This is a genomic window from Sodalinema sp., assembly GCF_046483825.1.
Lineage (GTDB): Bacteria > Cyanobacteriota > Cyanobacteriia > Cyanobacteriales > Geitlerinemataceae > Sodalinema.
This window is the reverse complement of record NZ_JAWOCL010000019.1, coordinates 1-6,659: the sequence shown is the minus strand read 5'-3', so window position 1 is coordinate 6,659 and position 6,659 is coordinate 1. Positions and strand designations below refer to the sequence as shown.

The 6,659-nt window shown below is 51.9% G+C and carries 6 protein-coding genes; 4 read left to right on the top strand and 2 right to left on the bottom strand.

Annotation, left to right across the window (positions count from 1 at the left end; translation table 11 throughout):
* Positions 1 to 428, top strand: a 428-nt coding sequence (locus R6U67_RS01285; protein ID WP_410250861.1) for a hypothetical protein, incomplete at its 5' end; no start/stop codon positions are given.
* On the opposite strand, the gene R6U67_RS01280 is transcribed toward R6U67_RS01285, so the two are convergent.
* Positions 418 to 807 (bottom strand): VOC family protein, encoded by a 390-nt coding sequence (locus R6U67_RS01280; protein ID WP_410250860.1) that lies wholly within the window; start codon positions 805 to 807, stop codon positions 418 to 420. The two genes, R6U67_RS01285 and R6U67_RS01280, sit on opposite strands and share 11 nt — an antisense overlap.
* Before the next feature lie 183 nt (positions 808 to 990).
* Between R6U67_RS01280 and R6U67_RS01275 the strand changes: the two genes are divergently transcribed.
* From R6U67_RS01275 to R6U67_RS01265, 3 genes are all read left to right on the top strand, one after another.
* Positions 991 to 1,713 carry a PEP-CTERM sorting domain-containing protein gene (locus R6U67_RS01275; protein WP_410250859.1) on the top strand — a complete coding sequence of 241 codons (723 nt, stop codon included), beginning with the start codon at positions 991 to 993 and terminating at the stop codon, positions 1,711 to 1,713.
* 171 nt (positions 1,714 to 1,884) lie between these two features.
* Positions 1,885 to 3,255 carry an ABC transporter substrate-binding protein gene (locus tag R6U67_RS01270; RefSeq protein ID WP_410250858.1) on the top strand — a complete coding sequence of 457 codons (1,371 nt, stop codon included), beginning with the start codon at positions 1,885 to 1,887 and terminating at the stop codon, positions 3,253 to 3,255.
* A 17-nt stretch (positions 3,256 to 3,272) separates the two neighbouring features.
* On the top strand, positions 3,273 to 5,693 hold the full coding sequence (locus R6U67_RS01265) for a sucrose synthase (RefSeq protein WP_410250857.1): 2,421 nt from the start codon (positions 3,273 to 3,275) through the stop codon (positions 5,691 to 5,693).
* A gap of 147 nt (positions 5,694 to 5,840) precedes the next feature.
* On the opposite strand, the gene R6U67_RS01260 is transcribed toward R6U67_RS01265, so the two are convergent.
* The coding region (locus tag R6U67_RS01260; RefSeq protein WP_410250856.1) for a hypothetical protein at positions 5,841 to 6,659 on the bottom strand (819 nt) is incomplete at its 5' end.

Below are 6,659 nucleotides of genomic sequence, written 5' to 3'. Positions count from 1 at the left end.
CCTGTTCCCTGTTCCCTGTTCCCTGTTCCCTGTTCCCTGTTCCCTGTTCCCTGTTCCCTGTTCCCTGTTCCCTGTTCCCTGTTCCCTGTTCCCTGTTCCCTGTTCCCTTCCCCTATTACCCTATGCACCTCTGGGAATCCTTCTGGCAAACCCTAGTTGCCGCCAGCCGGGCTAACCCTCCCCGCTTCGTGGAACTGCTGATGCTCAGTTTAGCCGTGCTGATGTTGCTGTTGTGGCTTTGGCACGATCAATGGCCCTATCTGTTACTGAGTGCCAGTTACGTCCTCGGATCAGGGATGTCCCTGTGGGTTCGTGAGTGGATGACGCCCCATAGCGGCGATCGCCGCCGCCGACTCAGCCGAGCCACCGCCCTGTTAGGCTTAACGGCCATGTTAATGCTCTTAAGCCTCCAGGAACTCAGCCAGTAGCGCCCTCACTCGCTCCTTGGTGGAGAATCAAGCGGTTGCCATCGGGATCATAACCATAGATTTCTCGACCATGGGATGTTGTCATCAGAGAACCCGGTGGGGGATAGCCGATGGCCGTTAAATGGGCGATCGCCCCATAAATATCCTCAACCTCCAAACAGAGACTCATCGCCCCCGGTGGGAGCGGTTTAAATTCGCCTGTCTGGGAAGTTCCCGGCTGAAAAATAGCCAGCCGCAATCCCGGGACTTGATACTCGGCATACGTACCAGGAATGGCACTGTGGGGAGATTGCCCCAGTAGGCGCGTGTAGAACTGCACCAACGTCTCAACTTGCTGACTGGCAAGGGTAACAAAGCCATTACGAAGGCCAAGGCTCATGGTGAATCACACCCAAAATAATAGTCCAGGACTTCATCCTAGCTTTAAAGTTCCCCATGAAATCCCTTCAAAATAAAAAGCTTCTGTAAAGTCTGCCCCAAAGGGATGACAGGCTGCGATGGGCTTGGTTAGGCTTAAACCCATAACTAGATTTGTCCCGAGTCCCATCCACCGAGAAATTCCATGAATCGTCATTTCCTTGCCCTCAGTTTATCGCTGCCGCTACTCGGATTGACGGGTTACGCACCTCAAGCCCAAGCCTTTACCGTTAGCGGTCATCTCAATGGTGAACAGGCCTTTGAAGATCTCGGGGTGACGCCAGCCTGGGCCGCTGAAAGCCGGATTGGCATCGACGGATATGGTGACTACGAAATTGACATTCATAATTCAGATTTCAGCGATGTCACCCATAAGGAGTTCACTTGGGTTAATGGAGAAGAATATGACTTCTCTCTGGCCTTCGATGGTAGCCAACTCATTTATGACGTTGCGGGTGTCACCGTCAGCAAAACGGTCACTCAGGGGAATTTCTCTGACCTCTTGATTCGCACCACAGCGCGTCAAACCGGCAACAGTGCTGAAGTTAAAAACCTCTTCCTCAGCGATGCCAATGGGAGCAGTGCCATTAACGCGACCTCATTTTTTGGATGTGAAGATGCCAGCGGCTGCGATTACTGGAACTCCTCCCAATATCTCCAGATTTCCGAACTCTCAGGTCCGTTTACCCTAACTGGAACCTCGGTGTTGTCCTGGGAAGGCGATCGCCCCACTCGCTCAAACCTTGCCTATCAAATCAAACTGGTTGAAGGCGATGACTCTCAGCCGGTGCCTGAACCCGCCTCCATTCTGGGATTAGGAGTCATTGCTGGCTGTGCCAGTCAACTCAAACGCCGTCGCAATGGCTAAGAGTTGGCGAAACGTTGGACAACCCCTCAAAACTCCAAATTCAAAACTCTCGATTCTCTCTTCGTTGTTTTTTGCCCCCCACAATTTAGCGTGGGGGGTTTTTTCGGCAGTCCGAGGGGTGAAACCTGGATAATAGAACCAGCATCCCTGACCTTCGAGATCCAAGCAACGATGAGAGTATTGAAATCCCGATTGAGATTAACCTGGCAACAGGGGTGGCGGCTGGCGATCGCCCTGAGTGTCAGCCTCCTTCTGGCCGCCTGTCAACCCTTCTCATCCCAAGGAAGCCAGACCCCCTTAACCCTCACCCTGTGGCATGGTATCAACCCACCGCCGAACCGGGATGTCTTTAACGAACTGGTGGCCGACTTTAATGCTGACCACCCCAATGTACAAATTAATCCCCTCTACGTCGGACAACCCGATCAACAACTCCCGAAAATTCTCACCGCCGTAGTCGGTGGACTTCCCCCCGACTTACTCTGGTTTACCCCCATGATTACCGGGCAATTGGTAGAGTTGGAGGGAATTCATCCCCTCAATGCGTGGTTTGACGACTCGGTTCACGCCAGTCAGTTAAATCCGGCCTTGTTAGAGGCCATGACCCTCGAAGACCAGATTTGGTCAATTCCCATGGCCACCAATAACTTAGGACTCTTTTACCGTCCCAGTCTCTTCGAGGCGGCGGGAATTGACAGCTTACCCCGCACCTGGCCAGAGTTGCGACAAGTGGCCCGAACCCTAACTGTAGACAACGACGGCGACGGCCGGCCCGATCGCCATGGCCTGTTACTCTCCCTGGGTAAAGGAGAATGGACCGTCTTTACCTGGCTGGGATTTCTCTACGGAATGGGGGGAGGCTTAATCGAGGATGGGGTTCCTAACCTTGTCACCCCAGAAGCCATCGCCGCCTTGCAATTTTGGGCCGACTTAGTAGCCGACGGGTCCGTTAAATTCTCGCAACCGGAACGGGGGTATGAACTCAACGACTATCTGGCGGGTCGCGTGGCCATGCAGTTAACCGGTCCTTGGACCCTGGGACAACTTGAGGCCTTGGACGTTGACTATGATGCCATGGCCATCCCCGCCGCACAGCAACAGGCCACCGTCTTGGGAGGAGAACATTTATTTGTCATGAAAACTCGCCCCGAACGGCAACAGGCAGCGCTAGAATTTCTGGAGTTTGTATTGAGCGATCGCTTTCAGACTCGCTGGGCCTTAGGTACGGGATATCTCCCCGTGACCCAAACGGCCCGGCAAAGTCAGGCCTATCAAGCCTACGTCAGCGATCGCCCAATTCTGACCGTATTTCTTGAGCAAATGTCAGGAGCGCATTCTCGTCCCATCATTGCCAATTATGCCCGTCTCTCCGATAGTCTCGGTCGGGCGATCGAACAAACCCTTCTCGGTGCCGATCCCGTCGAGGCCCTCGAAACGGCCCAACGGCGAATTGACCGGATTTGGCAACAGCCATCAGGAAAGGTTGAAGACCCCCAACGGCGGGGATCTCAAACCACCTCATACCTCTCCTCAAATTCTTAACTCTGGCAAGACCTATCATGTCCCAACTGCTTCAATCGGTTCTCAACAGCAACAACAAACTGGATCTGCGTCAGTTTCTCGGTGAACTCCGTCTCAAAGAGCAACGCTACCTCCTACGCAACGACATCGAACGGGCCTTCAGCGACTACTGTAAAGACCATCAGAAGTCCCAGGCCTTTCAAACCGACTCTCCCCTGGCTCAACTGATTTTCTACACCCAAGAGTTCATCGTCGATGGGGAGAGCATTTGTGCCATCATTCGCCCCAAAATTGCCGACCAAGAGGTCTTCCGTATCCACGAGGACCTCAGCTACGACCCCATTACCGTTCAAGACCTTCTCGATACCCGCGATCGCTTCGTGGGCCATTATCGCCCTCAAGATGGCGATGTCTTCGAGATTGACTTTGAACCCTTCTACGACTACTCCCCCAACATCCGTGACCCCAAAAACATCGGCAAAGGGGTCGAATTTCTCAACCGCTATCTCTCCAGCAAACTCTTCCAAGATCCTCGGGAATGGCAAGAAACCCTGTTTCAATTCCTCAGCCTCCATTCCTACAACGGCTTAAAACTCCTCATCAACCCCCGCATCCGCACCTGGCAACAACTCTCAGACCGCGTTAAACAAGCGATCGAGTTCACCAGCCAGCGTCCCGAGAGTGACCTCTACGACAGCTTCCGCTTCGACCTACAAGACCTAGGATTTGAGCCAGGCTGGGGGAATACCGCCGGCCGAGTCCGCGATACCCTCAATATCCTCGATGAACTCATCGACTCCCCCAACGACCAGGTTCTCGAAACCTTTGTCTCTCGCATCCCCATGATTTTCCGCATCGTCTTGGTGTCGGTTCATGGCTGGTTCGGACAAGAGGGGGTTCTCGGTCGTCCTGATACCGGCGGCCAGGTGGTCTATGTTCTCGATCAGGCTCGTAGTTTAGAGAAACAGTTGCAAGCCGAACTCCATGAAGCGGGACTCGATGTGTTGGGGGTTCACCCTAAAGTCATCGTCCTGACGCGCCTAATTCCCAATGCCGAGGGAACTCGTTGTAATGAACGCCTCGAAAAAATCTGGGGAACTGATGATGCTTGGATTCTCCGGGTTCCCTTCCGCGAGTTTAATCCTAAAATGACTCAGAACTGGATTTCTCGCTTTGAAATTTGGCCCTATTTGGAAACCTTCACACTCGACGCTGAGAAAGAAATTCTGGCAGAGTTCAAAGGTCGCCCAGATTTGATTGTCGGCAACTACTCCGACGGCAATATCGTCGCGTTTCTCCTTTCCCGTCGTCTCAAGGTGACTCAGTTCAATGTGGCTCACGCCTTGGAGAAGTCTAAATATCTGTTTAGTAACCTCTACTGGCAAGATTTGGAGCAACAATATCACTTCTCGATTCAGTTTACGGCGGATTTGATTGCCATGAATGCTGCTAATTGTATTATTAGCAGCAGCTATCAGGAAATTGTGGGCAAGCCGGATAGTGTGGGACAATATGAGTCCTATCACTGTTTCTCGATGCCGGATCTCTATCATGTTGTCTCCGGGATTAACTTGTTTAGTCCCAAGTTTAATGTGGTGGCGCCGGGGGTCAATGAGACGGTCTTTTTCCCCTATCTGCGGCAAGAGGAGCGGGTTCCGACTGATGTGGAGCGTTTAGATCAATTGCTCTTTACCGATGATGATCCGGCCCAAGTCTTTGGTAAACTCGATGACCCCAACAAGCGACCTTTGTTTTCGATGGCTCGCCTCGATCGCATCAAAAATCTCTCGGGATTAGTCGAATGTTTTGGGCAAAGTCCGGAGTTGCAAGAGCATTACAATTTGATTTTCATTGCCGGCAAATTGCGGGAAGATGAGTCCGATGATGCTGAAGAGATTGCCGAAATGCGCAAACTCTATGAATTGATTGAACGGCATAATCTCCAGGGTAAATTCCGCTGGTTGGGGGTTCGTTTGCCCAAAGTCGATTCAGGAGAAGTTTACCGCGTCATTGCCGATCACCGTGGCGTTTTCGTGCAACCGGCTCTCTTTGAAGCCTTTGGCTTAACCATCCTCGAAGCGATGATTTCCGGATTACCCACTTTTGGAACTCAGTTTGGCGGTCCCCTGGAAATTATCCAGGACAAGATTAACGGGTTTTATATTAACCCCACTAATTTGGAGGAAATGGCCCAAAAGTTGGTGGACTTTGCCACGAAGTGCGAGCAGAATCCTGACTATTGGTTGGAGATTTCCAATCAAGGAATGGAGCGAGTCTATAGCACGTACACCTGGAACATTCACACATCGCGCCTGTTGTCAATGGCGAAAACTTACGGTTTCTGGAACTACTCTTCTCAGGAAAACCGGGAAGATATGTTGCGCTATCTCGAATCCCTGTTTTACCTCATCTATAAACCCCGCGCCCAAGCCATGTTAGCTGAACACATGAAGCGATAACCCCACAAACAAACTGGGGGCAACTTGCCCCCAGCAGAGGGCGACCATAACGGTACGCCCCGACATCTTTTCTTTTGACTTTTGCCTCTTGCCTCTTGCCTCTTGCCTTTTGCCTTTTGCCTCTTGCCTTTTGCCTTCTTCTCCCCCTCATTCCTGATTCCGATGCTGCCAAGCTAAATCCAACAATTTACTCCAACGTTTTTGAGCTTGTTTAGGGGTACAGTTGAGGATGTTGGAAATTTCCGTGTTGTTGCATCCTTGTTGTTTGAGGGCGATGAGTTTCACTTGGGGGGGAGTGAGATCTTTGAGGAAACGTTGCCATTGTCCCGGAGACATTCCTAGATTGCGATCGAGATCGGCGCCAAGCCATTGGTGAACCAGTTTCCAATTGCCAGCCCGAGAGAATTTCTCGACATGGTATTTAAACCGTTGTTGGAGATAGTCCCGTTGACGAGCCGTTAAGCCAAGAATTTCATCGATTTCATGGGCGGGGATATCTTGCAGTTTCAGGGTGAGATAATCAATGCACTCGGGTTGTCCTTGGTCTTTGAGATAGTTAATGAGGGCTTTGATGACGCGATCGCGCATGACGGATTCCGCCGGGTCAATGGTATCAGACACCATCTGTTCGCGCACTTGACGGGCGGCGGCCGAGCGGCTGACGCTTTCGTCTTCTTCGCTTTTGCCGGATTCGACGGCTAACTCCATGTCAATGGATGTTTCGGGGGGTTGTCCCTTGGCAAAGCCCTGGGCTCTCAGGATAATCAACTGTTGGGAGTTGCGTCCTGGGAGGGAAATGCGTCGTTTGGCATATTGCTCGGTAAAGGCCATGTATTCGGCCAGTTCAACCCGAGTTTTGGGGGTATAGTTTTGGGGTAAATCATGTTCCCGGTGAAAGGCGCGTAGAACTTCGATATAAAAGCCTTGCAGGAAGTGTTCGATGAGGGTATAGCGGCCTTGGAAGCC

Coding starts and splice junctions, on each gene's coding strand:
- R6U67_RS01280 (WP_410250860.1), bottom strand. CDS start 807: ATGAGCCTTGGCCTTCGTAATGGCTTTGTTACCCTTGCCAGTCAGCAA.
- R6U67_RS01275 (WP_410250859.1), top strand. CDS start 991: ATGAATCGTCATTTCCTTGCCCTCAGTTTATCGCTGCCGCTACTCGGA.
- R6U67_RS01265 (WP_410250857.1), top strand. CDS start 3,273: ATGTCCCAACTGCTTCAATCGGTTCTCAACAGCAACAACAAACTGGAT.
- R6U67_RS01270 (WP_410250858.1), top strand. CDS start 1,885: ATGAGAGTATTGAAATCCCGATTGAGATTAACCTGGCAACAGGGGTGG.